This window comes from Caldisphaera sp., assembly GCF_046536515.1.
Lineage (GTDB): Archaea > Thermoproteota > Thermoprotei_A > Sulfolobales > Acidilobaceae > Caldisphaera.
In genome coordinates this window covers 1-26,724 of the sequence record NZ_JAWDMQ010000019.1, presented here as the reverse complement: position 1 = coordinate 26,724, position 26,724 = coordinate 1, and the positions used below count along the sequence as shown (strand labels likewise).

The following is a 26,724-nucleotide window of genomic DNA, read 5'->3' as shown; positions in this document are numbered from 1 at the left end:
ATTTAATCAGTCCGTATTACGAATTTTTTAATTTTTTAAAACAAATTTTTACCCAACGAGTCAAGGACTCTGAAGGTCACTGCAATGAGGCTCAAATAGGGTTTCATTTCAGTGACCATAACTCACCTTGACTCGTTCGGAGGCTAAGAAAAATTTATTAGGGAGGAGTATCACTTATAAAATGAAAAGTGAAGGATCGGTAACAACTACAAGAAACTAAAACCACAATTTTAGACTACATATAGTTAAGATGTATAGAAAGTAACAACTACAAGAAACTAAAACAACAGCTGGCTTAAGTTCTTCAGTTATAAATTGCTTGTGTAACAACTACAAGAAACTAAAACAGCTGTTTTAATACTATATGACCAGTCTAGCAAAATGTAACAACTACAAGAAACTAAAACTTACACAAGCAGCTAATATAATTAATAATGCTAATATGTAACAACTACAAGAAACTAAAACCACAATTTTAGACTACATATAGTTAAGATGTATAGAAAGTAACAACTACAAGAAACTAAAACAACAGCTGGCTTAAGTTCTTCAGTTATAAATTGCTTGTGTAACAACTACAAGAAACTAAAACAGCTGTTTTAATACTATATGACCAGTCTAGCAAAATGTAACAACTACAAGAAACTAAAACTTACACAAGCAGCTAATATAATTAATAATGCTAATATGTAACAACTACAAGAAACTAAAACATACAGCGTATTAACAACATCACAGAATGGATCGTCATTGTAACAACTACAAGAAACTAAAACATTATTTCTTTTTTGTTTATGTTTATATTATGTATTTTGTTGTAACAACTACAAGAAACTAAAACGGCTTGATGGATGCTGACTTAATGGATCCTGTTCAGGTAACAACTACAAGAAACTAAAACTTTATCCTTATCTTCAATGGACGTTCCAAAATCAACGTAACAACTACAAGAAACTAAAACTATCTGCATATCCAATAGCACAATCAACAATAATATCATGTAACAACTACAAGAAACTAAAACTAGTTTTCTAGTTTCTATTGAATCATACTTAAAAGTAACAACTACAAGAAACTAAAACAAATGGTGGTAAAGGAAGTCCTTTTTGCTCAAAATGTAACAACTACAAGAAACTAAAACTTTTGATAAATTCATTAATGTACATACTGGTACATGTAACAACTACAAGAAACTAAAACTACCTCCACTTCTATTACCAACATATTCTTTTAATGTAACAACTACAAGAAACTAAAACAACTCACCACTTTATACTATATTTTTAAGTCTTAATAGTAACAACTACAAGAAACTAAAACAAATTTATGAAAATGATAAGGAAATAGAAAAAAGATATAAAAAATTAAAGAACTAAATGTATCGGAAATTACCAATAAGTTATGTAATATTTATCTTTATGGGTAAAATTGAGCCCCAGCCTACCTCTTTAAATAAACCGACATTGCCCATTTCCTTACAATTAATTATTGATCCAGGCATTATAGCAAGGTATATTGGTCTTATAACATTGTAGGTAATATTAAATCCGAGGCTTATGAGCCCTAATTTAATTTGAGGCCTAAAATATTTTTTGAGTGATTTCTCTTTATTATTTGCATTTACCGGAATATTAACTCTTAAATCGCTGAGTTTGCCGCAACCCTCAATATTAAGTTCGTAAAAGTCATCAATAATACTTGTTACATTTTCACGAGGTTTTAAAATGATTGGCGAGATTACTAAACCATAGTCACCTTTGCCTGATATTATTTCTTCGCATTCCTTACATTTCTTCAGCTCTATTATGCTACCTTCGCCTCCCATGGTATAGAAGCCTTCATTGACATCAGAATTTGCTTTAAATATTATTCCTCCATTCTTGAGCTTTATAAGGCTTTGGGAATAAAGCAAGCCCTCTTTTACCGTTTTAGAATTGTACATAAGTCCTATTCCTATTCTATTAATTACATTAATAACACCTTTTTCACTTAGTGCTTCCAATTTTTCTCCAACATCGTTTTTTTCTAGATTAACTTGAGGTTTATCAATATACAAACTATTATTCATTTTCAACTGAATTAATCCCCCAGGATACTTGTGAGCATAGTAGTTCATACCATCATATAGTAGGGGGCCCCAAATTCCTGATGCTAAAGTTTTGAGATCTTCATCAATTTTGAGATTTTCCAAATTTTTGCTTGACCCCCATTTTTTGTTTATGGAGTAAAGAAATCCGGCTATAGTGCTTGGCAATGGTAAGGGCTCAGATATACCCTTATTCATAGGCCCGCTAGTAGAAGGAGAAAACTCACCTGTCCATCTAAATGAAAAAGGTTTAAGCGGTTTCAACAGATAAAAAGCCAAGCATTATCACCTCACATTTGTGAACATATCATCGAAGTAATCAACAGCCTTAACTGCATTTAAGTAATTTTTAATATTCATTTTGCTTAATTTTTCATAATTGACTATTTGCGTGTTATCATTATTATTTTCTTCGTTGTTCATCCAATTCCTACCTATGTAATAATTAAATATTTTCGCTAAAAGTTCATCGCAGTCTATTTCTTTTGAGCACTTTTCAACAAGTTCGTCCCTTAGCAAATCTTTTATAAATGATTTACTAAGTTCTCTCTTTATTTTAATTTCATTGTAAAGATGTTTTACATCATATAGTTCGGAATTATTTAGAATTGCTGTTTCGCTTTTATCAAATTTTCCTCTTCCTCCAAAAATTACTGTTATATCTTTCTCTTTGCTATTCTCTTTCATTTCTTCAAGTTTCCCTGCTATCTCCCATGAATAGAAGAATGGGTCTCTATAATGAGTTATATAAACCCCATAACTTCTTCCATATGCAGCAGGTGCATCAAAGATCATATTTCCAAGTTTGATAAAGCCGATCAATCCATGAGATTCAGCATTGTATAATTCTTTATAATCTTTATCGCCTTTCATATTTAACCCCCAGTAATTTGACCTAGTCCTCATTACTAAATCAAAGGCTGCCATTTTACTAATAGGAGCCAGGAAGGCTATATCATCACCCCCAGCGTATATTAAGAAGCCGTCTTTTGAAACTGTTAAAGCATCATTTAATGCTACCACCATGAGACTTCTCGAGAGGGTTATGAGATAATCTGGGGTAACTGGTATTTGTATTTCACTATTATCAGGCTTTGCATTAGTTAAATCCCTAATTTTTCCATTAATCTCATTTATAGTTTCGTCGTCTATGGTTAGATTAAATACCTCCTTCACATAATCCTTAAAACTTTTAGCCTTAATGATACCCTTGAGCAATTTTTTACCTACGTTATCTCCATCACCTCTAACTATAGCATAATATATTTCCTCACCATTAAGGGAGCGGTCATTCAATTTATCAAGCATTAGCCTTTTTTCAGTAGTATAGTAATAGAAAAGCTTTGCATATTTTGCATATGATTCTTTATCACTTATGGCTTTATAATCATTGGTTAATCTAAGGGATTCAGGTAGTTCAATACCCTTACTTTCCTGTTCAATACCCTTACTTTCCTCATCTTTAGGTATTTCATTTGTTAGCTTATTGACTTCTTCTTTATTATTAAATATCTTCCTCCAATTGTAAATGTTGGCTATATCAATAGTTGATGGGATTATGTGGATTTTGTAAATTTCCTTAATATATTTGCGAATCTTTCTCTTCAAATAACAATACTGACAAAGTCTTTCTCCTTCTTCAAGATCTTTATCATTATCAATGACAGCGGGCAAAATACCACATGATGAGCAATGGTGGTTGAATTCTTTGTTTTCATATTTCTTAATGGAAAGGCTATAAGCTAATTGAGCTGCTGTAACTCCGTATGATACTTTTGTTGGTGTTTCATCTTCATTGGCAAGTTCTAGCAGGTACATAAACTTAAATATGTTAAGGTTTTCAGAAGATAGCTCACTTTTACTTAGGGCCTCACCTATATCAATTACTTTAATTCTTGCTGGAGTTATGGGATTATCTAGGAGATTTTTTAAATTTGAACTGTTTTCTGAAGATATTTTGGATTCATTGGTATTTTCAGCAATTTTATTTACTATATTATTTACTATATAATCCCAAGCTTCCTTATAGTTTTTCTTTATGAGATCTTTAACTTCTTCTTTATCCTTACCGGCACTTTTTGGTAGTGCTAAAAGTACTGTAGCTGGCATGATAGGTTGGGTGGGATTAAACATAAGCTCATTAAACTCCCAGTAAAGGTCTTCTTCTTTATTCTCTACCCATATTTTCTTCTTTCGGAATATATTATTGTTTTCTTTAGCTCTATTAAACAGGTCGTGTATGAAAAATGGATTTAAACCCATGAAAGGAGATAATACTATATCAACGCCAAATTTCCATATAAGTGGCTTTATAGTTTCATATGAAAGCCATGAGAGCAGATAGCTTCCTCCCCAGAAATCCCATGCCTTTCTTCCTCTAGCTATGACCTCTTGAATAGATGGCAGGTCAATCTTTACAAGATAACCGGTTAGATCGCCATCTATATACCAATTTACCATAGAGGCAGTTGCATAAAGGTGGTCAAACACAGAATACGTATTGACCCTTGTATCTGCCAATGGGTAATAATCATTACAAAAATGATACCAAACAACTTCTAGGAGGGCATAGAGTGCATTATATTTTAGATCCCAGCTTAGCTTATTTTTTGGATTATTGAGAACGTATAACATGAATTCAACATAGTTTTGTATGCAATTCTTCTCTATATCAGATTTTAAAGGCATTAGGTGATTTATGTTAAATATGTTATACTTTTTGCTCTGTTTTTTTGGAAATTGTTCTTTTTGCGATTCTTTAGATAGTGATAAGGCGTATCTATCTAGTGAAGCAGAAAAAATATCAGATTTTTTTATTACATTATTGAAGTATTTTTTTATTAATTGATCTTCTAAACCGAGTATTCTTGCGAAGGTTAATGCTTCTTTTTCGTGCCTCTCATTCCCTTCTTCGTAGTATTTAATTTTTTCCTTTAGAAAATCATTAACTTTATTTAGAAAATCATCATCAAGTGCTCTTCCCTTATTTTTATCTCCTCCTTCAATACTATTACTTATGCTCCAAGGCTTCCATGGCGGATCATGGAGTAGAGCAAGAGCCTTAACCTTAAATATTTCATCATCCATGCTACATCACCAAAAAATCCTCAACTTCAAAAAAGCCATATCCTTTAGTTGATCTTGCTCCCATGCCTGTTTTCAATGAGTATAATAATAAAATCATAACAAGTTCTTTAGCGCTTTTTACATTAAGTATTTTTCCAGCCTCTCCAGGGTTTGCATTCTTTTCTATACCTATCAGAAACCTAAACTTTACATTATCTCTTATGGATATGTGTATAATTGGCGTCGGCATAACTTCATATTCTGATTTGACTGCCTCATTATTTTTATAGTAATGAGGGTTTAATATATCGCCGGTTAAGAGCTTAGTTTCCTCGCTATTATTATTCTTATTATTTGGAATCGGATAGGCATCGCTTACAACAATCTTCCCTTTCCACGCATTATCTTTTCCAATATTGTTTAAAGGTCCAAAAAGCTCTTCACCTTTATTTTTGGTAAGTTCATAAAGTCTGCTTCTCATTATACCCTTTATTGTTGACCCAGGTATATAGGGCACATCTAGAAGTTCATCATAATTCAGGCCTACCTCAAATATGAGATGGAATAAGCCTTCAGACATACCACTTATAGCTTTATAGTCAAGCCTTGCAGTAACGTCAATAACATCGTAGTCAAGTGCTAAAAGGGCATTCTTTGTTTCTTCCATAACGGCTTTTGTTAGGCTTAGGTTGAAGCTTTTATTTTCAGCTTCTTTGATTATCTCTTTTCTTATTTTTGATATAGTTGTTGAGTTAATTTCTGACGTGTCTTTAGCTGATTTCAAATAATCATCTATGAATTTTCTTAGACATGCTAGGCCGAAGTTTTTGTATTTATTGCAGAAATTATTAGGATTTTGATTTGTTATACTCATTTTTGTCCACCAACAATGCTAGATATTTTTTTCATCTCAATTAAAACAGGCAATATTTTATTCGTGATTATGAGCTCGTTCTTTCTAACCTCTTCTATACAGCTTAATGCATTTTCGCATTTGAGGGAAGCGAAGTTCCTTAGGGCATCCATAAGAAAGCCCATATATGCTGAATAACCCCTACCTTCATTACTTAGCTCGTCACAGCTAATTTTACTAATATCATCGATTTTTCCCTCAGCCTTGGCATAGTAAAATGTAAGAGCCGGCACAAGACCTTCTTGAACTACTAGTGATGGAAAGTCTTTAGCCCTATTTTTAAATGCATCTATTTTTTGACACTTATTTTCATTTTTAAGCCTATTATCGAGCTTCTTTCCATAATCAATAGCGAATTGTATGTAGTCTTTTTTCTCATTATTTGTCATGATCTTAAATCACCTCTTAGTATAGCTTCAAGCCAATCCATGGTTATGTCAATAAAGTCTTTAGTCGTAAGATTATCCTTCTTTTTATTGGGATTATTACAATTTTTGGGATATACTGGTTCAATATCTTTGACTTCTTCTTTTTTGTAACCTATATGCATTATTGGTCTATAATCATCAGCATAAAATGGCAACAAGTATACTCCAAGGTCTTCCGTAGGAGAAATAATTATGTAAGATTGCCTTCTTCCAATATCAAATTGTTTATTGATAACCTTAACTAAATAACCATTTTTCTTTTCATTTTTTTTTAGATTTGGATCTGGGAAGCCCTAGCGGCCATGTGTGATAACCTCTACCTCCGATTATCCTTTTTTCCTTGCACATACGCTCTGACTTCCAAGTTAGCTTAAGCGTAGCAAGACCTATGGCTGCTAATACGCCCTCTATATCTTTAGCTTCAACATTATAGCAATTAAAATTTTTAATTTTCACTCTTCTGGAATTAACTGGCTTAACAAATCTAATAAGCTTAATATCCTTAGGATCTATGTAAGTATCTATTGTTACATTATTGATTTCACTACTGACGTTAAATTTAATTTTTTCAGCTTCTGGAAATATAGGAAAAGAACTGCTTTCAGAATTCTTACAACTTTCTTTACACATATTTAGGCATTCTTTGCTGAAGCCTTTAATTATGTAATCTTTTAGCTTTGGATTGAACTTAACTATAGACTCAAGCTTGAATCTGCCGAAGCCCCTATTAGATGCGCTGCCAATTCCTAGATATTTCATAGTTACAAGCATGGCCTTTAGAAAAAGTGCTGCTGATCTTATATATTCATTATTGTCATAATTCCTGACATATATTTTCACCCTTATTTTTAATTCAGGTTTCATTGGTTGATAATTCACGAGCTCTTCTGGAGGTATTTCATTACTTAGGGCTTTAAGGTAAAACCTAGGTATTGTTAATAGCTTATAGAACCCCTCATCATCAATATTATAATCGAATTTTTTATCTTTGCTAAATTTTAGCTGTTGAGGTATTTTCGTGAAGTATTTTAGCTTTTCAACTTTAGGGTCTTTAGGATCTCTACTTTTAGGGTCTTCGGGAAGTATCAAAACTTTTATCTTAGAGGCGATGGCATTCTTATTATCATTAGTGGACCCAAAGAATTCCGGTACACATCCACACAGGGTTCTTATAGTCCACTTGGTCTTACCTATTATTTCCTTGGCTTCTGGGTAGTGAGCAGTTGGATAAAAGGTATAACCAAACTCATTACCTCCCCACCACGGAGTAAATGCTTTAAAAATACCTTCAAAAACTAAATTATTATTGAGTTTATTTTCAACTATATCATTAACCCTCTTTTCTACCTCTACGGTACTCGTATGTCTTCACCTCTTATCTGTATACAAGACCTTTACTTTGACTAGGCCTCTTCCTATAGTCTCTTTTCCACCAACGTTAAGGTAAAACTCTTTCTCGCCAAAGACTTCTTTAAATTTTGATTCGGCTTTATTTTCGTCAATAATTTCGCCATTCTCGCAATATTTGTTTTTCCTAGGTACGTTGAAGAAAACTATGCCTGCAAGTATAGTACCGCGAGGTAAGTATTCTTCAGTCCAGAGAGCATTATCTGATACTGTGCCATTTTCTAGGTTTATTTTGTTTCTAGTGTACTTTATTATACCTTTCTCTATCTCAAATACAGCCTTTAAGTCGTCAGTCTCATATGCTATTCCATCTTTTAGTCTTTCAGCTAACTTACCAAGATTAGTGATTTCTTTTTCAAAATTGGAGTCTTGAAATTTAAGATAAGGGATTCCTTCCATATCAGATCCTATGGTTACAGAACCATTAGGGTTATTATTTTTATTGAATTGATTAATCCAATTTTTCCCATTTTCGTATTCAACAGAACTAAAAAGCTCGAATAACGTGTCAATTAAATACTTTGATGTTAAATAGACATAGCCTTTGTCAAGACTAGGAACAGGTATAACAAGTGGATAAAAATCGCTTAAACTAATTATAGAGGCTGTTTCTTGAACTTGCTTCTTTTCATTGTTTGCTTCCGCATTTTCATCGCTTCCTATACTTTCGCCTCCAAAAAGACAGCAACAATTCTTTATTTCTTGATCGTTACAGTTAAGCCTTCCATATTTATCATATTTGTTAGACTTATCTTTAGAATTATCGGACTTAGTGCCACACCATTGTTTTAGTGCTCCTTTGAATGATGAGGAGAAAATTATAGGAAAACCAAGAGGATCTCTTTGTATGGGAAGATCGACAATCCCACTAGACCTACCCATACCAACATAAACAGGGGTTATCGCATAAATAAGAAGCGGAAATCCTTTCAATGATATCCTCTTTTATATTTGAATAACCAAAGTATTTAAATCTATTCAATTTAGCCTGCTTTTAATTAATAATGTTTTAAATGAATTCTGAAACTAGCATCTAGACTTTTATTAGCATTAAACTTAATTATTTTTTAATTTTTTAAAACAAAATTTTACCCAACGAGTCAAGGACTCTGAAGGTCACTGCAATGAGGCTCAAATAGGGTTTCATTTCAGTTACCATAACTCACCTTGACTCGTTCGGAGGCTAAGAAAAATTTATTAGGGAGGAGTATCACTTATAAAATGAAAAGTGAAGGATCGGTAACAACTACAAGAAACTAAAACTAGCATCAAGAGGAATAAGAGTTGGCTTGATGGAGTAACAACTACAAGAAACTAAAACATTAATGCCTTTAAAGTATCAATTATATTATTATAAAATGTAACAACTACAAGAAACTAAAACTTAATTGATTACAAGCACTAAACTTTTGCAAAGTAGTAACAACTACAAGAAACTAAAACAAAACAACTTGGTAAGTACTGCAGTCGGCGTTTAATAGTAACAACTACAAGAAACTAAAACATCTAATATAAATTTAATTGGGATTAATTCATGGATTAGTAACAACTACAAGAAACTAAAACCATCTGCTACTATATTTAATAACGCTAATATGAGTATGTAACAACTACAAGAAACTAAAACAAGCTCCCACTTAAAGTAAGGCTCTTCAATATCATTGTAACAACTACAAGAAACTAAAACCTAAATTATTATTATTCTTTTGATGACAAAAAAGTCTGTAACAACTACAAGAAACTAAAACTAGGATTTTTCCTTATTATAGGCTTTGCACTATAAGTAACAACTACAAGAAACTAAAACGGAATATCATTAGGACATAACTCTAAATTCTCACCGTAACAACTACAAGAAACTAAAACTTTCAACACCATGGGGTATAACACCATCAACATGGAGTAACAACTACAAGAAACTAAAACATAAGCTTAGCAAATGGACAAACACTAAACATTACTGTAACAACTACAAGAAACTAAAACAATTATGGGCGAAGAATTAAAGGCGAAAAAAACTAGTAACAACTACAAGAAACTAAAACTCTATCCATTATAAGCCCCTTTCCTTTAAACTCTTCGTAACAACTACAAGAAACTAAAACTTTATAAAAAATAAATGCTCTTCGTTATTTAAAATTGTAACAACTACAAGAAACTAAAACTTTCCTCCTTTTCTTCTTCCTTGTAGGAGTATATGAGTAACAACTACAAGAAACTAAAACATTATCCAAGAAGTATCACCACTCCCTGCAACATCCAGGTAACAACTACAAGAAACTAAAACTAGTTATACTTGAGGCTTTAGCAACAGGTACACCAGTATTGTAACAACTACAAGAAACTAAAACATGGATTCAGTAAGTGAGTCAATTTTGCTGTATCTGGTGTAACAACTACAAGAAACTAAAACCGCGAATTTAATATCACTAATTTTTATAAAAGAAGCAGTAACAACTACAAGAAACTAAAACTCAGAGAGTCATGCACTTGCGAAGAATTTACAGGAAGTAACAACTACAAGAAACTAAAACCCCACTTAGGAAAAGAGAAATAATTAATAGAGTAAAGTAACAACTACAAGAAACTAAAACATATCTACATACAAAACAATTAGGTATAATGGTCCAAAGGTAACAACTACAAGAAACTAAAACTGGTGGTGGCTATACCTGTTTGTCCTGCGGTACCGCCGTAACAACTACAAGAAACTAAAACCTTTTTAGATAGCGATGTAGTGCCAGATAAAGACGAGTAACAACTACAAGAAACTAAAACACGTATTCTATTCCAGCTTTTCTTATTTTATCAAGGTAACAACTACAAGAAACTAAAACGCACTACAACTATTGTATCAGATTCTTCCATTTTGTAACAACTACAAGAAACTAAAACAAAATTTATAGGATGCTTCATTTTGGACTTTTATGCTATAGTAACAACTACAAGAAACTAAAACTAATGGCTTTTCAAAGTCAAAATCAAAATCTAATTCGTAACAACTACAAGAAACTAAAACACTTTTATGCTATAGTAACAACTACAAGAAACTAAAACTAATGGCTTTTCAAAGTCAAAATCAAAATCTAATTCGTAACAACTACAAGAAACTAAAACAAATCAATATTTTCGGGCATTCTAAAAAATGCCTCAAGTAACAACTACAAGAAACTAAAACCTTTTTTAAAACTTGGTATACATCATATGGAGACCGTAACAACTACAAGAAACTAAAACATATTTTCTAATAAAATCTATTACTGTAGCACTATAAGTAACAACTACAAGAAACTAAAACTCTACATCTAAACCCCTTGACTTAGCTTTACCCAAGTAACAACTACAAGAAACTAAAACTATCCCCCTAAAGGTGCATAAATATGGAAAATGTGGAGTAACAACTACAAGAAACTAAAACATTTAAATGATACTACCTTCATTGTTGGACACCTTTGTAACAACTACAAGAAACTAAAACGCGTATGAACTACTGCATATAAGTTATTATAATATTGTAACAACTACAAGAAACTAAAACTCCCCCGACTCTTTTCTCTTACTCATGTCAAACACGTAACAACTACAAGAAACTAAAACTAATGAAGATGCTGAATATCTTGAATATTTGTCAAGTAACAACTACAAGAAACTAAAACTCTTTGAAAACTGGTAATCTTGGTGTTATGGGTATATGTAACAACTACAAGAAACTAAAACTACGAAATACTCGAAGTCCCCATCGCTTACTAAAAGTAACAACTACAAGAAACTAAAACTATAACAGAAAATATAAAGATAATGATACTATGATAGTAACAACTACAAGAAACTAAAACGATTATTATAGTGATTTTCACCCCTGTGAAGGGGTGGGTAACAACTACAAGAAACTAAAACTTCCAAATAAACGTATATACTCCCCTCTTCCTCTTTGGTAACAACTACAAGAAACTAAAACGAGAACCTCAGGAGACTTCCAAAGAATCATAGAACGTAACAACTACAAGAAACTAAAACTATAATAAATTTCAAGCAAAATTTTAAGGATTTAATGGAAATACTTAAAAGGATAGAATAGCAAAATTTTAAGAGGGATTATTGCGAGTTATTGTGAGGGTGTTAATTCATGGGTGAGAAACTGCTTATTTCTGCGATGGGCAATTTCAAAAATTACAAAGAGGTAACATATCTTGTCTCAGAAAAACCTTCTGAAAAATCAAGTAAATCAAATGATAAAGAGAATCAAAATAGTTTTAAATCCTACACATCAACAAAGGCTCTTTGCGAAGCTTTCAATCCAGATAGGGTTCTAGTTTTTATACCATTTACGCTCGAGATGTTAAAGGAAAACAGCAAATATAAAGATCAGGCAGAAAAACTTAAATCAAATTACAAAAATGATAAAGTAATTGAACAACTTAATGAATGTAAGGATCTTACTATTGAAGTTGCTCCAGTAATTGGAAGATTTGCTATGGAAGATGATAAATCTGTTTTATTCTATGAGAAAAAAGAGGGTATAAACCTATATCCTAATTATGTTTACTATAAGCTTATAAACTGGCTTAAAGAATCCAAAGACTTTGATGAGGTTTATGTAGATCTAACTCATGGTATTAACTACATGCAGGTAATGGTTTACAATACAGTAATAACAGCAGTCAATGCTTTGGTAAAACCTAATACATCTGGTAATGGTATAAAGTTAAGGTTCTTTAATTCAGACCCTTATCAGCCAAGAAAAAACGATACCAATGCCGAACTACATGTTAATGAAGTGTCAAGAATTATAGTTAGGGCTAAAAACGGGTTTAATTCTCTTATAACTCAAGTCCTTTCCGTTGAGGAAAACTATTACGGAAAGATAAATGGAATTGAAGTAGAGAAGCTCATGAGAATTACGCGGGCTGCACAAGCCGGCCAGTTTCTCTTGCTTAACTATTTTAAAGACTTTATAGAAGAGAAGAAGAAATATTTGGAAAATAAGCTTTCCGGTATTGAATCTATGGATGTAAAGGTTAATAAAAATGTTAATAATAGCATAGTTACGTATGATTACGATCTTCATTTTTCTGCTTATATAATGCATGCACTCCTTGAGAGCTTATCTAAGGTAAGTAAAGGGAATCAGGAAGGGTTAAGTGAAGAAGAGTTGAATAATTTAGCTGATGCTTATGCAAACGATGTCTCAGAGGTACTCATCAAAAATGAAGTCAACAGAAGTAGAGGCAAAATAAAGCAATGTGAGGATAAGCCCACCCCGGGAACCCAAGTTAAGCTTGATTTAAAATCTCCATATAATACAGTTCCAGAAAAATTAACAAACAAAAGAGATCTAATAGCTCATGGAGGGCTCGAAATTAATGTAACATGCGTTAAAATTGAAAAAGATAATAGGCTAATATTTAGTTATTTGGGAGGCAAAGATACTGCAGAGAAGCTTTTAATGAATTTCTAATCCATAAGTTTATAGCTTGTTCTATCTCAAATGTTTATTAAAAATGATATAAAAATTTTATATGCTTCATCTTAAATTTGTGCTTGAGTGTAGAATATGATACTGATAATTAAGAATGCCTCTGTAAAGAGGCAAGGCTCAGATCTGCTAATATCATGGAAGAATTCTTCAACTCTGGTTTCCTCACTAGATCTTGAGCTTGTAATAATAGTGGGTTCAAATGTCGAGTTGAGCTCTGATGTAATAAATTTTTTAGCCTATATTAATGTTCCTGTTTTAATTCATAGCAAAAAAACTGATTCAGTTCTTGTAACCCCTTTTATAAATACTGTAAGTATGGTAAGGAAGAAATACTACATGCTTGATGAAGGCTCTAGGATTCTATTAGCAAAAAGATTCATAGAAGGGAAGATAAAGGGTATGTTAAATGTAGCGAGATATTTTGCACACATAGATGGTGTTAGTGTTAATACCTTTGACTTTACAATAGAAACTAAAGATTCAAGGTCACTTATTCAAGAGGAGGCAGAGCTTAGTAGAAAGGCATGGGAGATATTAAAGAATTTCATGCCTCAAGGCTTTATTGGAAGAAAACCAAGAAACGATGATCCAATAAATAGGGCCATAGACTATACATATTCTATAATATATGCACTTTGCAATCATGCTATAATAGCCTCTGGCCTAGATCCATATGCTGGACTACTTCATATAGATCAACCAGGTAGGCCGTCTTTAGTCTATGATTTCTCTGAGATGTTCAAGCCAGTAGCAATTCATACAGTCATGGCGGTCTCTAGAAGAGGAAGACTTGGTCTTGATAAAGAGGGTTATCTTAAGGGTGAAGATACTCAAAAACTAACCAGGCATATTTATCAATTGCTTCATAGCAAGGCAAAGGGAAGGAGAAGTGTTAGAGGAGAGATTTATGGTAAAGCTAATGAGGTAAAAAATTATTTGCTTAAGTCAGTAGATTTTAAACCATTCGTATATAGACCTGATTAAAAACTAAATTAAGAAAGCGATTTTTAATATGTTATAGCATTATGTTCTACGTAATGCTAATTGATGGATCATTTCATTGATAACAAATTGTTGGTTATCTATAGGAAATTTATATGAAAATTGCTAATGCCAAGGCTGCACCATTTTTTTCAGGATTACTATATATAACAAGTGCGTTTTCATACGTTGCCACAAGTTCTGCCATTTCCGAGAAATTATCCCATTGGACACAATTTCTTTTAAGTAGAACTACATATGAGCTTTTAAGATCTTTTATTTCATCAAGTGGTATAACAACATTTTGTTTTAATAGTACAAGTGATGGATGTGCTAATTTAACAAAGTCATTAAATGTCATAAGGTCACAGCTTGCTTTCTTAATCCTCTCTATAATGTCATTTCTTGGAATCAAGAATGGAGCCTCCTTTAAAGGTTCATAATTGAAACATCCGTTATCGCTATTATATCTGAAATTCCTCAGCATAGTAAATAGCTCGTCTTCTCCACTATCGCACCATTTGCCTTTAAGACCTCCGGGTCTAAATGCAAGGACATAAAATATGTCATCAAACGATGGTCTTGTATTGAGTTTTACGTTATCTATAAGCTCATACCATTGCTTTGTTTCATCATATACGAATTCTCCCTGAGCCAATGCATAGATCAAAGAGAAAGCCTTTATTAACGCATTATGGCGAATCTTAGAGAAAAATATCTTATCAAGCCCATCATCGATTCTTTTTCTATAAATTTTATTAATAATTTCCAAGAAATCCCTATAGTTAATTTCTTTGTTTAGCTTTTTTAACTCTTCTTTAGAAAAATTGCCTTTAATAAAGACATTCACTTCTGCTTGACCAACTCCGTGCCTTCCAATACGACCAAATCTCTGTATTAATGTTTCAGCATCATGAGCATGAATATAACCGAGATCAAAGTCTAGGTCTATTCCATAAGACATTGCAAGATCACCTATTATAAGTCTCTCATTCTCAAGCCCTTGGGAGATTTTTTTACAACCGCCATGTGATTTATTAAGACCCCAAACTACTGTACCATTGTTTATGGTCTCGCAGATCTTAGTTATATAGTAAACTCTATCAAGTATTATTGCAGTTCTAGGCTCATTTGGAATAGGATTATCATTAATATACTTAGATAAAGCTTCTTGAGGGTTACTTATGGTAACAAAAAAGTTTACAAGTGTCTTTTTTCTTACTATATCACCTTGGCCACTATAGTTTGCTTCTATAGATTTGTCATAGTTTAAATTAACTGGCGTTGCAGATGAAAACACAGTAGTTCTAACTTCTCTTGTTTTGGAATTATAATTATCCCTCATCTCGATTAGAGTTTTTAAGGAAGCCCTTGAGATACCTGTGTATAGATGAAATTCATCAATAAACCAATAGCCGTTAAAGAATAAAGCAAAGTAGTCAAGTAATTGTCTGGCGTCGTTTTTATGCACATGGACTTTGACATTTTTAATGGCATTATAGAAGTCTTTCTCATTTATTGAGGTTTCTATTACCTTTGAAAATAGGTATTGCTTTTTCATTCCACTTAGTATCATGAATGGATATTCTGGTACAGTAAATACTATTGTCACTTCATTACTTGGCGTAAACTCACTAGGAAGCTCCTTAACTTCACTGGTAAGTACACAAGTATTAACTGGCACATTGATGCTTTCGCAAGTCCCTTGTCTACATATATTTATCGTACCTTCGAAACGATCACATCCCAATCCTATATGAGAATTATCTTTATTTTCTTTGAGATTCATGTTTCTGAGTGTTTTCCTAACACTCCTTGCTTGGTCATATACAAGTGCCTTAGATGGATAAATACCGACTACTGGAGGGTAAGATCCTTGAATTGCGCTTTTTATAGCGCCTAAAATTAATGTGAAAGTCTTACCCGAGCCTGTGGGAGCATTTAAAAGTACATTCTTATATTTACCAAGCGAATCATAGAGCTCTTCTTGGAATTTCCTAAGCCTAAAACCGTTAATTTCGGTTTCCCCGGACTCTATACTAGCTTCCTTAACTATGAAGGAATATTTTTCGATTAAGTCGCTTGATTTTGACATATTTTACTGATCACCTCAGCTGGTAGAGGAAGGCATAAATCTTCAAAAGTCTTATTTTTATTTGGGACTTTAATAAGTCTGCAATCCTTAATGCTAGCCCATGCTATAGGGCCTTCACTTATATTTGGAGTTCTAAGTACAGTAGAAGAGGAAACAATTTCGACCCCAAACTTTTCAGTATCAGCTAAATTAACTGGTATAGAGGTCATCTTTTCATTTTGATTTATGCATTTTTCAGCTTTAAGTTCTTCATATTTTACCTTAAAAATGCCCCATCTCTTTTTCCCAACTCTTATCCATGCGGCTCTAGACCCTTTAGCAAGACCTGGTGGATTATTATTTACAATTATATAAGTCCAGAACTTGCTTCCTGGCATAAAGGCTGTATAGCTGGTTAGTCTTGGGAAAACATTTTTCAGACGATTTCTTACAGGTAGCGCATAACTCCATGACTCTGATGACATAAGAAACGAGTATATATTTAGACTTTCAGGCATTAAAGGGAAAACATAAAAGGACCCCTGTTTGTCTTTTATAAAGTCTTCTATTACCGATTTCACTGAATTATAGATAAGCCCTTTCTTATCAGTTTTTTGTTTTCTTGACTCATATTCGTTATAGTGCAATGAAGGAATAATAGCATAGGCCTCGGAGCTTTTTCCAAGTAGACCATACATTATAGGATAGTTATGTATATAAGGCAAAGTAGATATATAAGAGCCCATGCTATTATTGGCAAATATAAGAGGTCTTATCTCACTTGAGAAAGCCATAATTCCCTCAAGATCAAAAAAGGCCTTAAATAACTTCATTGTACTCACGGGCTTTGCTTAGCATTAACGAACTTCTCTATGCTTTTCTTGAAATTTGTACTATCTCCCCATGCATTTATTATTATTTCGTTCTCGTTACTCTTAATAACATTGTTTATATTTGGTGTGAAATCTGTATTAGTATAAACTTTGCAATTTTTAAAGTTTTCACTTAGGTAACTGTTGATTGCTCTAACAACTTCTGTAGTATCATTTTTGTCTTTGACTTTTGTAAATATATCGTAGCCTGAGGATACTTCATGTTCACAAAGGGTAATTGCTGGTATGATAACTTTTATCTTACCGAAGTCGCTCTTTACCCCTCCAATTCTTGTTGTATTAACAAGCGAGTATAATGAGAGTAAGAATTCTGCTGGTGATAGATCCTTGATGGCAACCTTTCCTACAAATATTGTGCCCGCTTTGATCAACGAGAGTCTAAAGAGTGCACCTGTTCTTTCACCGCCAGTAGGTATGTATGTAGTATGTGTAGTCTCGTCTACTGCATTGAATGTCCTCACGACTACGCTTTTGTTTTCTGGTAAAGTGGAGAAATAGAGATCCCCTTCTATCCTACTTTTAACGTTGTAGTTTCCATCTTTTACTGCATAGCCAAAGATCATACAATTTGGGCACTCCCCGCAAAGACCGCCGATATACTCTTCGTTCTTACCCTTTGATTTTTCTTGTTTTTCTACATCAGATTTTTGTTCTGTTCTTTTCCCACCACCTTGAAATGGTCTTAAATAGCAATGCCACTCATCGTTTTTACCTCTTATTTTATTGACGTTATCCTTATAAGTATCGTAGTGATGTCTAAGCATCTCTAAGGTCTCTCTTCTCCAAGCTGATACTAGTTTTTCATGAAGAATTATTGGGTAACCATTATCCATTAATCTGGCTATACTTATGTCTTCTCCTCCTTCATGTCTTATTACCAGTTCGCCTTCCGATACTAGAATTAGGAATATATTGGCTACTCTACCCCTAGGAACAGCGTTTTCTTGGTTTGGTTGATCGAGGTTAGCAAAGTATGGTTTAAGCTCATTGATATTTCTTTCATTAAGAATATTAGCGATTAAATTAAGCCCTTTCTCAAAGCTAGAACTATCAGCACTCAATTCTTTTCACCTTCTGGCTTAACAATAGATAAAGCAATATATATCCAATTAGTAATTGTATTAGCAACAGACATGGCTAGACCCCTATCGGATTTCTTCTCTATGTCGTAAAGTGTTTCAAAAATGCTCTTGAGTGCATAATATGCCTTATTGATGTTTTTCTGATCTAAGCTATATTTATTTTCAAGAGATCCAAGAGCCGCATTAGTAGCTAATTCTACTCTATCGTCCTTATTTTCCAGGGCGAATGATGTCCTAAAAAACGTATCAACCCCATCCCTTATAAATCCAATAACTGCATACTTGCTAGGCACTTCTCCCACCACTTCTTTAAGTACAAATGCTAATGAAAAAATATTATCTTTTAAACTATCACCCATTCCACTCACCTTACCCATTGCATCTAAAATAATCCATGCCCTTCGGGAAATATTCCAGAAAAAGGAGCCCTCATTAAAACTGATTGGGGTACCAAGACCCAATCCTAGGCTTAGGACTCCTAGTGCAGGGTCGACGGAAGCATAAAGATCCCATTCTTGAACTAGCTTATTAAGCATATTATCTAAATCCATTTTTCCAGTCACATTAGTTAATGCTTCATATTTTGCAGAGTATGCAAGTAATTGATAAATAACTTTAAGATTTCCTCCAGGTTTTCTTGAGTCATTACTTATATTTTCAGGTTTTAAAAATGAGTAGCTGTAGTTTGAAGAAACGGAAATTACATTGCTACCATATAATGGCACATCATATATTTCAGATGATATACGCACTGGTGCTATGAGGAAGATTATAGAGAGAAATGGAGCATAATGAAGCATTTTGTTAAGTGAAGTTTTAGTTATCCTTGTCTCTTTTGATTGTTTCGATAGACCTAATGATACTATGCTTATTATTATTTTTGATCCAAGATATCCAACCATAAGCTTTCTATGGCTTGGGGTAGTAGTTAGATCGCCTCCAAACATCTTGAAAACATTATAGAATTTCTCGTTGACATCAATTCTGGAAGTCTCAGGCTCGGGTTTATTGAAGTCTAAAACATCAAGTAGGCTTATTGGTATACCTGGATAAAAACTTATAATTAGATATGGTGGTGTTATAATGTCCCTCATTTGCCTAGCTTCATAAATGCAAATAGGGCAGGCACTCCATAGCTTTATTGTAGTATCTATATAATCCAAAGCTTTTTCCCTTGGAATCCAAATCTCAGCCTTACCACGGATCTCTTCAGCATATTGTACAAACCTTGTTGGCGTGGAATAAATAGGAAGTCCACATACAGTGCAGTAATCTTTTGGTGTATCGTTATTCCATGTTAGGTCATCTTTGATATCTCCACTAAATGAATACTTTGTATAATACTTCAAAGTAAGATCCTCAGAGTTTGAGCTATACCTTTCTTGCAATGCCATGAGAATCTTTTTAAGCCAACTATTTGTGTCATCTATTTTTAAGATATATTGGCGACTTGTAGGCTTTGAGGAAAAGCCCAGTTTCTTAGCAATGTAGTCTTCGTCCTTTGAAGAGAACCTATGAATAAAATACATTATAACGCCGATAGGTTGAAGTTCATTGATTACTTTTTTTGCTACCTCAAGCTTAATGCTGTTATCAAGACTACCAACAACGTCTTCAAAAGGCTTACAAATTCTTGTTAGAAGTATGGCATTCAAGTCATATTGAATTGCTTTTTCCTTATTGTTGTTTATTTCATTAATTATATCTCTATTCAAGCACCTCTTTATTTTTTCAAACCTGTCATCTATTAAATCATTCTTATTGTCTATCGAGCCACCAAAAGATACTTCTTCTCTTAGCCTTCTATAAATATCACTAAGTTTTAGAAAAGGTTTATCTTCTGGTCGAAGAATTACAACCCCATCTTTATATGACATTAGAGGTCTATAGCCTTTTTCTATGAGATCATCAATTATATTCCTTGAGGCTATCAATGTAAAGAGTCTAAAACTTGAGGAAATATAATCAAGCTTTAGCTTATATGAATTAAGAGTTTTGATTGCATTCTCATATGATTCGCTTTCCATAAAATATGGTATGTCTTTAATGCTTTGTATATTACTAATCATTAACATGTCTGCTAGCTTTATTGCAACCCAGGCAGGCATGTAGCTGCGATCATTTAGAGAGCCTTCAGCATATGAAGCAAATGTATTAACAATATCATCAATTAGCCTTTCATCTTCTTTTATATATTTAAGTAATTCTTTAGCTATTTTCATTGTTTCCTCTTTAGCTATTTTTAGTTTTTCTTCTTCATCACTCTTATCAATTTGTAAAGACTTAAGCTTATTCCAGTCATGAAGGAAACCACCGTAAAAGCAAAGCTCCTCAGGTGTTATACCTTTATAGAGTTCTGATAATCTTTTAAGACTATCAGGAGATGTTTCCTTAATGGCCTCACAAATATCATAGGCTAATGTAGCAACGGAAAGTGAGTGGAAGATAAAAGACTGTGGTGTTTCATATTTTGCTTCCATAACAGCTTGTTCAAATGTTACAGAATTCATAGCATTTTCTATTAACTTCACAAGCTGTTGATAATTTTGGGTCAAAATTGGACCCCAATATAATATTTTATTTCGTGATATTTATATATTCATTAAATACATTAGGGAGCGTATCTAAGTATTAAATAGGTGGTACACTTGCCATTGATGAAGCTCAAAGTAATTCTCTCTCCTTTCATAACTATGAACTATACGGCCAAGTTTGTAAAGACATTACTAATAGCTCTTAATAAGGACCTCGAACCTATATTTGAGGAAAAGGCAATGGGATTTCCTAAGCAAATAAGGATAACGCCTCTTATGAAAGAAATAAATGGTTCTGAGGAAGTACTTTATCCTAAAATAATTATTAAGCAATTTGGTCAGGAATCTGGAACTCCTAAAATACCTCCAAAGCCTATATCTATAGAGGGGGAAAATTACTTTTATTTAGGATATGATAGCTCTTTAGAGCCTGAGATTTCAAAGGTCCTTATAGAGTTAACAAAGGGTTCTAAAGTAACTTATGGTACATTTGAAGTAAGAGTTACTTTATCGGGTCTTGAAGTTATTAATACAAGTGTACCAGATAAATTCAATGCTGTGAAGATATCATTTATTACGCCTTCTCTTTTTAGAGATCCTTTCTCAAACATAGGTGATAAATATAGAAGGTTTCTTCCATATTCGGGACTTGTTTTTTCAGTTAATGTATATGAGATATTTGAAAGGAACTTCAAGAAGGAAGTAATGAGAATTTCTGCCAACCTTGTTGAGTCGCATACTGTATTAAATACCGTTACTAAAGTGTGGTACTATTACGATGGAGATTGGTTACCTGGAGTAATAGGGTATGCAAAATATTTCATTAGAAACAGTATTAATAGAAAAGATAAAGAAACGATAACGAAAGTGCTTGCTAAGGCTGCAGAGATGGGTGTAGGTACTGGGAGAACAGCGGGATTTGGATTTGTTAGGCTTAACTATGAGTATAACAGGAAGGGTACCTAATATGTATTTGGTGGTTTCATATGACATTTCTGATGAAAAAATACGTGGAAAGGTTCGGAGATTATTACGGCGTTACGGTCTATCATATATATCAAGATCAACATACGCAGGAAGATTATCATGGAATAGGGCCCTCTTTATATCAGAAAAAATTAAAGGAATTATTAAAGGAAGCGACATATTGGCTATCATACCAGTCCAGAACGTTGACTTCTCAAGAACACTTATTATCACCAGTAATAAGGTATCGACCTACGAGATACAGGTTGTCTTTGCCGGCGAGGATATTTGATGATTTACTTATCTGTGGGCTCAGAGCTAAGTTCTTTTTAGAAGGAACTAAGGCTTCTGGCGATTTAAGAATGCAATATGAGGCCAAAGAAGCAGACTTAATTATAGGCGAAAGGAAACCTAAGGAAATCTATCTTAATGCAAGTGAATGGGTTAGAATTGTTGGAATTCCCGACTCAATAATTGATAATGTAGTTTTTGAATTTACTATAACGAGAAGTAATATAAGACATTTGCTCGGCCGAGCAGTTATTTATGCATATATGTGTATGGAAGATGGGAAACCATGTGCTACCATGATAGTTCCAGTAACTCCTGGTAACGATTTAGGCTACCTGGTTATACCAAATGAGAAATTTCTTAGTTACATAGTTAATCTTTTAGCTAACGTGATAAAAGGTAATATAAACGGTAATAAGAATCCATATTGTGCTTCCTGCCTTTATAGAAATATCTGTCCGCTTTTTTAATTTTTTAATTTTTTAAAACAAATTTTTACCCAACGAGTCAAGGACTCTGAAGGTCACTGCAATGAGGCTCAAATAGGGTTTCATTTCAGTGACCATAAATCACCTTGACTCGTTCGGAGGCTAAGAAAAATTTATTAGGGAGGAGTATCACTTATAAAATGAAAAGTGAAGAATCGGTAACAACTACAAGAAACTAAAACAAATTAAAGAGATAGGACAGGGAGGTTTTTTAGTAGTAACAACTACAAGAAACTAAAACGTGGACTAAGAAAAGCTTATGCTTTTTTTTATTATAGGTAACAACTACAAGAAACTAAAACTTTATATACCAATTCATCCATTTTCTCAACATTGTAACAACTACAAGAAACTAAAACTTTATATACCAATTCATCCATTTTCTCAACATTGTAACAACTACAAGAAACTAAAACTCGTGAATGTCTCAAACCCTGTTGTTCCAGTTATTGTAACAACTACAAGAAACTAAAACAATATGCTTAACAATGTATAGGTAATTACCTTTTATGTAACAACTACAAGAAACTAAAACAAAATCCCAACATTTTCATTATCTCTCATATATTATGTAACAACTACAAGAAACTAAAACGAAAAATGGATATTGTATCCTATCAGTTCTATTATTGTAACAACTACAAGAAACTAAAACTTTTAAAAGAAAAAGCACCGGTTGGTATGACATAGTAACAACTACAAGAAACTAAAACGGAAAAATTTATGAAGAAGAAATTAAAGTTCTAATGGTAACAACTACAAGAAACTAAAACCTGCCTATATATCTTCCTAACTCATATTTGTCCTTGTAACAACTACAAGAAACTAAAACTAATAAAGTTGGGGCATAAGCCCCATAGGTGAAAGGTAACAACTACAAGAAACTAAAACGATTTCAGAACTTAAACTTTCGGCTAACGAGTCTATCCGGTAACAACTACAAGAAACTAAAACTATCTTTAAGTTTCATTATTATATTTTTACCAAAATTGTAACAACTACAAGAAACTAAAACCATACTAATGATAATGAGGCAATAAAAGAAATTGGGGTAACAACTACAAGAAACTAAAACGAATATCTACTTTCTTTAGGCAGTTAGGACATGTGTAACAACTACAAGAAACTAAAACAATGACTATGGTCTATTATTAAATCATATGATTTAATGTAACAACTACAAGAAACTAAAACTTTCAAGTTTTAAATCAAAATCATTTTGTTTTCCTGTAACAACTACAAGAAACTAAAACCTTATTGATTCGGCCAAACTGTCTATCTTGCTAGTAACAACTACAAGAAACTAAAACAAGCCGAGCGCACCATCGAGCTCACAAAAGATGCAATGTAACAACTACAAGAAACTAAAACGAATTCTAAGCTTTATTTCCATATTTTCTTCCATTTGTAACAACTACAAGAAACTAAAACTACACTTGGGTAATTTACGGGAAGTGCTGGAGGTGTAACAACTACAAGAAACTAAAACAATCTTCTTTATTTCTTTCTAAATATTGTTGCAATGCGTAACAACTACAAGAAACTAAAACTCCTATTGCCATATGTGATTGGCATGTTGAGGGGGTAGTAACAACTACAAGAAACTAAAACTTATATATCCCCATTCAAGGGGTATGTAGTAAATATGTAACAACTACAAGAAACTAAAACTTTTCTACTGCTCTGAAAGCAAAATTAATATATTGTAACAACTACAAGAAACTAAAACAATATATCCAAATTCTTAGTCATTTCAGTAATTATTGTAACAACTACAAGAAACTAAAACATAATCAGAATACTGCTTAATGGATTCTTTTATTTGTAACAACTACAAGAAACTAAATAAGTTTCTGAAGAGTAATAACAATGATATTTTAAAAATGTGTATAGGATTAGTAAAGAAAGAGGGTTTAGAACTCTTCACTTTTCCTTATTATAATGTAAAATATAAAAAAAATTAGTAACATAATGATGGAAATAGTTTATGTTTAATTTTTAACCTCTCTCATACTAAAATAAAATAGGGGAATAATTTGTATTTATGTTTATTTGATATTTTAAACGAAATAAATTTTAAGACTAAGGTAACTATTTCCTACAATTTAATGAAATTAATGAAGGTTTCGGAGGAGTTTATATGAATGAAAAAATATATTCAGATGTATATAAAAAGGTAGACAAATTAATTAAAGAAAAGAGTTTATTAATTTCTATAAATTTTAAGGGCATTACTCCTTGGTGGGGAGGTAATTACGAGGGTCGTACCTCAGATAAAGTTAATGAGACTGAAATCTTGGGTAGGTTAAGATGGTTTTTAAGAACCGTATATAATAGGTTTTGTGTAAGTGATCTTACAAGTTACAAAGAAGCGGAGTCAAAGGTTTCGATGTATTTGGGTAATACTAAAAATAAATCAATTTATACATTTAAAGTAAAAAACACAAAGATTAAGAACGGTTTAGACTATAGTAAATTGCAAAGAATTAAATTAATAGAAAGTAAACAAAAATCAAAGGATTACGAGCCCAAGGATCTTGAAGAATTTACTTTGCAGATATATAGAAATCCTAACAAGAGCAACAAATATGATGAAATAATAAGCAATGGAGTTTTAATAACTTTAGCTTTTTTGGGAATAGGCAAAGGTGCTAATAGAGGTTTCGGTAGATTTTATCCCAAAGATTGTAAAGGATTAAGTATTTGTGATGAGGTTAATAAAGGAGATGTAAAAGGAGTGTTTAACAAATTTTATGAAATCTTTAAGAAGGTTGAAAATTGTAATAAGTCAAATCAATGGGTTGATTCAGCAGTTCCATTAGCGCCTCTTGTAAAAGAAGGTGCAGACTCAATTACTGAAATTAATTGCGTTATTGGTAATATACGTCAAATATTGGATATAATCCAAGGATCTGTACTTAAATCTTATTTAAAGGTTAATTCTTATAATATTAATATTAGAGATCCAGGACCGTTTATACACACTTGGATCTATGGATTACCAAGGCATTCTAAAGTACCAGAATCATATAAAAAAGATGGTAACAAGATAAAGGTAGATCAAAGCAAAATGAATTTAGAAAAAGATGAGTTGCCAATAGAAGACGAGCAAGTAAAAGAACTTAAACTTATGGGTTATTTTGAATTAATTGATAAGAAATTGAAAGAGCCTAGAAGGCAATCCATGTTTGTGATTTCTCCAGTTTTCTTTAATAATTCTTATAAAATTTATGTAATTCCTTTTCTTTCCCTCAAAGATAATGAAGAAGAGGCAAAAAGATTGGTTCATAAGGGGATTCACTTTAATAAAAATACTATACACTTGGTAGGTGTGCAAGATATCTTAAATATGAAAACTAACTCCAATTTCAATCCCTATTTTAAAAATAAAATTTTAATTGATCAAGAAGTTAATTTAGCAAAAAGAAAGGATAATTTATCGTTTGGAAATCCTAAAGATTTAATAGAATCATATAAGAATGAGCTAATATCAAATATTAATAAACAATGTCTTCAATATTATAAGCAATGATACATTTTATATCTTGTTGTAACAACTACAAGAAACTAAAACCAATTATTAAAAAGTTGCAATGATTATTATTGTAGTCAAAAATCTGCTTAACTTAACCTTGTAAAACCCGGTATATATGCTTTTAGCTTATATTTAAGCTTTATCAATAGTAAAAATACTTGATAATATCATTTATATCTAATTTTTTATTTGTTAAATAGCCAATAATATTATGAGCTAAGAGAATTCTTATTCTTCAATTTTTTGTTTAAAGCAAAATTAATTTCATTAAATTTACAAAGCTCATATTTCTTTGTTTTTATTCTCTAGTTTCCATACATCAAGAAGTTTTTTGCTAAGTCTTTCAGCTCAACAATTCCATTATCTGGATTAGTTATGTCCTGAGGAGAACCAATAAATTGCCCTAAACTGCTATAAATATTATCTAAAGTTGTTTTCATATCTAAGATTACATCAGTAAAAACACTGTTACTTTCATAACTTCTTATAATTAGGCCTAGG

Annotated in this window: 17 protein-coding genes, 1 pseudogene and 4 CRISPR repeat arrays; of the genes and pseudogenes, 6 read left to right on the top strand and 12 right to left on the bottom strand. The window is 32.4% G+C overall.

What is annotated here, in order from left to right; genetic code table 11:
• Positions 1 to 199: 199 nt before the first annotated feature.
• A CRISPR array of direct repeats spans positions 200 to 1,320; the repeat unit is 24 nt; unit sequence GTAACAACTACAAGAAACTAAAAC.
• Between the two features lie 79 nt (positions 1,321 to 1,399).
• The 7 genes from RXO53_RS04245 to cmr4 all read right to left on the bottom strand — a co-directional run bounded on the left by RXO53_RS04245 (position 1,400) and on the right by cmr4 (position 8,833).
• A complete protein-coding gene (locus RXO53_RS04245) occupies positions 1,400 to 2,365 on the bottom strand; it encodes a hypothetical protein (RefSeq protein WP_410713012.1) in 966 nt (321 codons plus the stop codon).
• A gap of 6 nt (positions 2,366 to 2,371) precedes the next feature.
• On the bottom strand, positions 2,372 to 5,173 hold the full coding sequence (gene cas10, locus RXO53_RS04240) for a type III-B CRISPR-associated protein Cas10/Cmr2 (RefSeq protein ID WP_410713011.1): 2,802 nt from the start codon (positions 5,171 to 5,173) through the stop codon (positions 2,372 to 2,374).
• Position 5,174: 1 nt separating this feature from the next.
• The gene (gene cmr6 / locus RXO53_RS04235; protein WP_410713010.1) at positions 5,175 to 6,026 is read right to left on the bottom strand and encodes a type III-B CRISPR module RAMP protein Cmr6; all 852 of its coding nucleotides are present in this window, start codon (positions 6,024 to 6,026) and stop codon (positions 5,175 to 5,177) included.
• Positions 6,023 to 6,454: a type III-B CRISPR module-associated protein Cmr5 gene (gene cmr5, locus RXO53_RS04230; RefSeq protein ID WP_410713009.1), complete on the bottom strand. Its 432-nt coding sequence runs from the start codon at positions 6,452 to 6,454 to the stop codon at positions 6,023 to 6,025. The genes cmr6 and cmr5 overlap by 4 nt, the downstream gene beginning before the upstream one ends.
• Positions 6,451 to 6,648 (bottom strand): hypothetical protein, encoded by a 198-nt coding sequence (locus RXO53_RS04225; protein ID WP_410713008.1) that lies wholly within the window; start codon positions 6,646 to 6,648, stop codon positions 6,451 to 6,453. The genes cmr5 and RXO53_RS04225 overlap by 4 nt, the downstream gene beginning before the upstream one ends.
• Positions 6,649 to 6,754: 106 nt before the next feature.
• Positions 6,755 to 7,687: an RAMP superfamily CRISPR-associated protein gene (locus tag RXO53_RS04220; protein ID WP_410713015.1), complete on the bottom strand. Its 933-nt coding sequence runs from the start codon at positions 7,685 to 7,687 to the stop codon at positions 6,755 to 6,757.
• A 174-nt stretch (positions 7,688 to 7,861) separates the two neighbouring features.
• Positions 7,862 to 8,833, bottom strand: a complete 972-nt coding sequence (gene cmr4 / locus RXO53_RS04215; protein WP_410713007.1) for a type III-B CRISPR module RAMP protein Cmr4 — start codon at positions 8,831 to 8,833, stop codon at positions 7,862 to 7,864.
• A gap of 306 nt (positions 8,834 to 9,139) precedes the next feature.
• A CRISPR array of direct repeats spans positions 9,140 to 10,859; the repeat unit is 24 nt; unit sequence GTAACAACTACAAGAAACTAAAAC.
• Positions 10,860 to 10,932: 73 nt separating this feature from the next.
• A CRISPR array of direct repeats spans positions 10,933 to 11,917; the repeat unit is 24 nt; unit sequence GTAACAACTACAAGAAACTAAAAC.
• Positions 11,918 to 12,026: 109 nt separating this feature from the next.
• Here cmr4 and csx1 point away from each other — a divergent pair.
• Both csx1 and cas1 read left to right on the top strand, forming a co-directional pair.
• Entirely contained in the window at positions 12,027 to 13,358 is a 1,332-nt protein-coding gene (gene csx1, locus RXO53_RS04210; RefSeq protein ID WP_410713006.1) for a CRISPR-associated CARF protein Csx1, read from the top strand.
• A gap of 96 nt (positions 13,359 to 13,454) precedes the next feature.
• Positions 13,455 to 14,363, top strand: a complete 909-nt coding sequence (gene cas1, locus RXO53_RS04205) for a CRISPR-associated endonuclease Cas1 (protein WP_410713005.1) — start codon at positions 13,455 to 13,457, stop codon at positions 14,361 to 14,363.
• 109 nt (positions 14,364 to 14,472) lie between these two features.
• On the opposite strand, the gene RXO53_RS04200 is transcribed toward cas1, so the two are convergent.
• The 4 genes from RXO53_RS04200 to RXO53_RS04185 are packed head-to-tail and all read right to left on the bottom strand — an operon-like array spanning position 14,473 to position 20,964.
• On the bottom strand, positions 14,473 to 16,455 hold the full coding sequence (locus RXO53_RS04200; protein WP_410713004.1) for a DEAD/DEAH box helicase: 1,983 nt from the start codon (positions 16,453 to 16,455) through the stop codon (positions 14,473 to 14,475).
• Positions 16,434 to 17,228 (bottom strand): type I-D CRISPR-associated protein Csc1, encoded by a 795-nt coding sequence (locus tag RXO53_RS04195; protein ID WP_410713003.1) that lies wholly within the window; start codon positions 17,226 to 17,228, stop codon positions 16,434 to 16,436. The genes RXO53_RS04200 and RXO53_RS04195 overlap by 22 nt, the downstream gene beginning before the upstream one ends.
• Before the next feature lie 44 nt (positions 17,229 to 17,272).
• Positions 17,273 to 18,388, bottom strand: coding sequence for a type I-D CRISPR-associated protein Cas7/Csc2 (gene cas7d / locus RXO53_RS04190; protein WP_410713002.1), 1,116 nt, complete (start codon positions 18,386 to 18,388; stop codon positions 17,273 to 17,275).
• Positions 18,385 to 20,964, bottom strand: coding sequence for a CRISPR-associated protein (locus tag RXO53_RS04185; RefSeq protein ID WP_410713001.1), 2,580 nt, complete (start codon positions 20,962 to 20,964; stop codon positions 18,385 to 18,387). The genes cas7d and RXO53_RS04185 overlap by 4 nt, the downstream gene beginning before the upstream one ends.
• A 102-nt stretch (positions 20,965 to 21,066) precedes the next feature.
• Between RXO53_RS04185 and cas6 the strand changes: the two genes are divergently transcribed.
• The 4 genes and pseudogenes from cas6 to cmr1 all read left to right on the top strand — a co-directional run bounded on the left by cas6 (position 21,067) and on the right by cmr1 (position 26,220).
• Positions 21,067 to 21,909, top strand: coding sequence for a CRISPR system precrRNA processing endoribonuclease RAMP protein Cas6 (cas6, locus tag RXO53_RS04180; RefSeq protein WP_410713014.1), 843 nt, complete (start codon positions 21,067 to 21,069; stop codon positions 21,907 to 21,909).
• Positions 21,884 to 22,105, top strand: a pseudogene (cas2, locus tag RXO53_RS04175) (CRISPR-associated endonuclease Cas2); the annotation flags it as partial. The gene cas6 and the pseudogene cas2, both read left to right, overlap by 26 nt.
• Positions 21,996 to 22,670, top strand: a complete 675-nt coding sequence (locus RXO53_RS04170; protein WP_410713013.1) for a CRISPR-associated protein — start codon at positions 21,996 to 21,998, stop codon at positions 22,668 to 22,670. The pseudogene cas2 and the gene RXO53_RS04170, both read left to right, overlap by 110 nt.
• 176 nt (positions 22,671 to 22,846) lie before the next feature.
• Positions 22,847 to 24,536: a CRISPR direct-repeat array (repeat unit 24 nt; unit sequence GTAACAACTACAAGAAACTAAAAC).
• Between the two features lie 292 nt (positions 24,537 to 24,828).
• Complete coding sequence (gene cmr1 / locus RXO53_RS04165) at positions 24,829 to 26,220, top strand: type III-B CRISPR module RAMP protein Cmr1 (protein WP_410713000.1); 1,392 nt, start codon at positions 24,829 to 24,831, stop codon at positions 26,218 to 26,220.
• 308 nt (positions 26,221 to 26,528) lie between these two features.
• Here cmr1 and RXO53_RS04160 read toward each other — a convergent pair.
• Positions 26,529 to 26,724: hypothetical protein (locus tag RXO53_RS04160; protein ID WP_410712999.1), on the bottom strand; the 196-nt coding region annotated here is incomplete at its 5' end.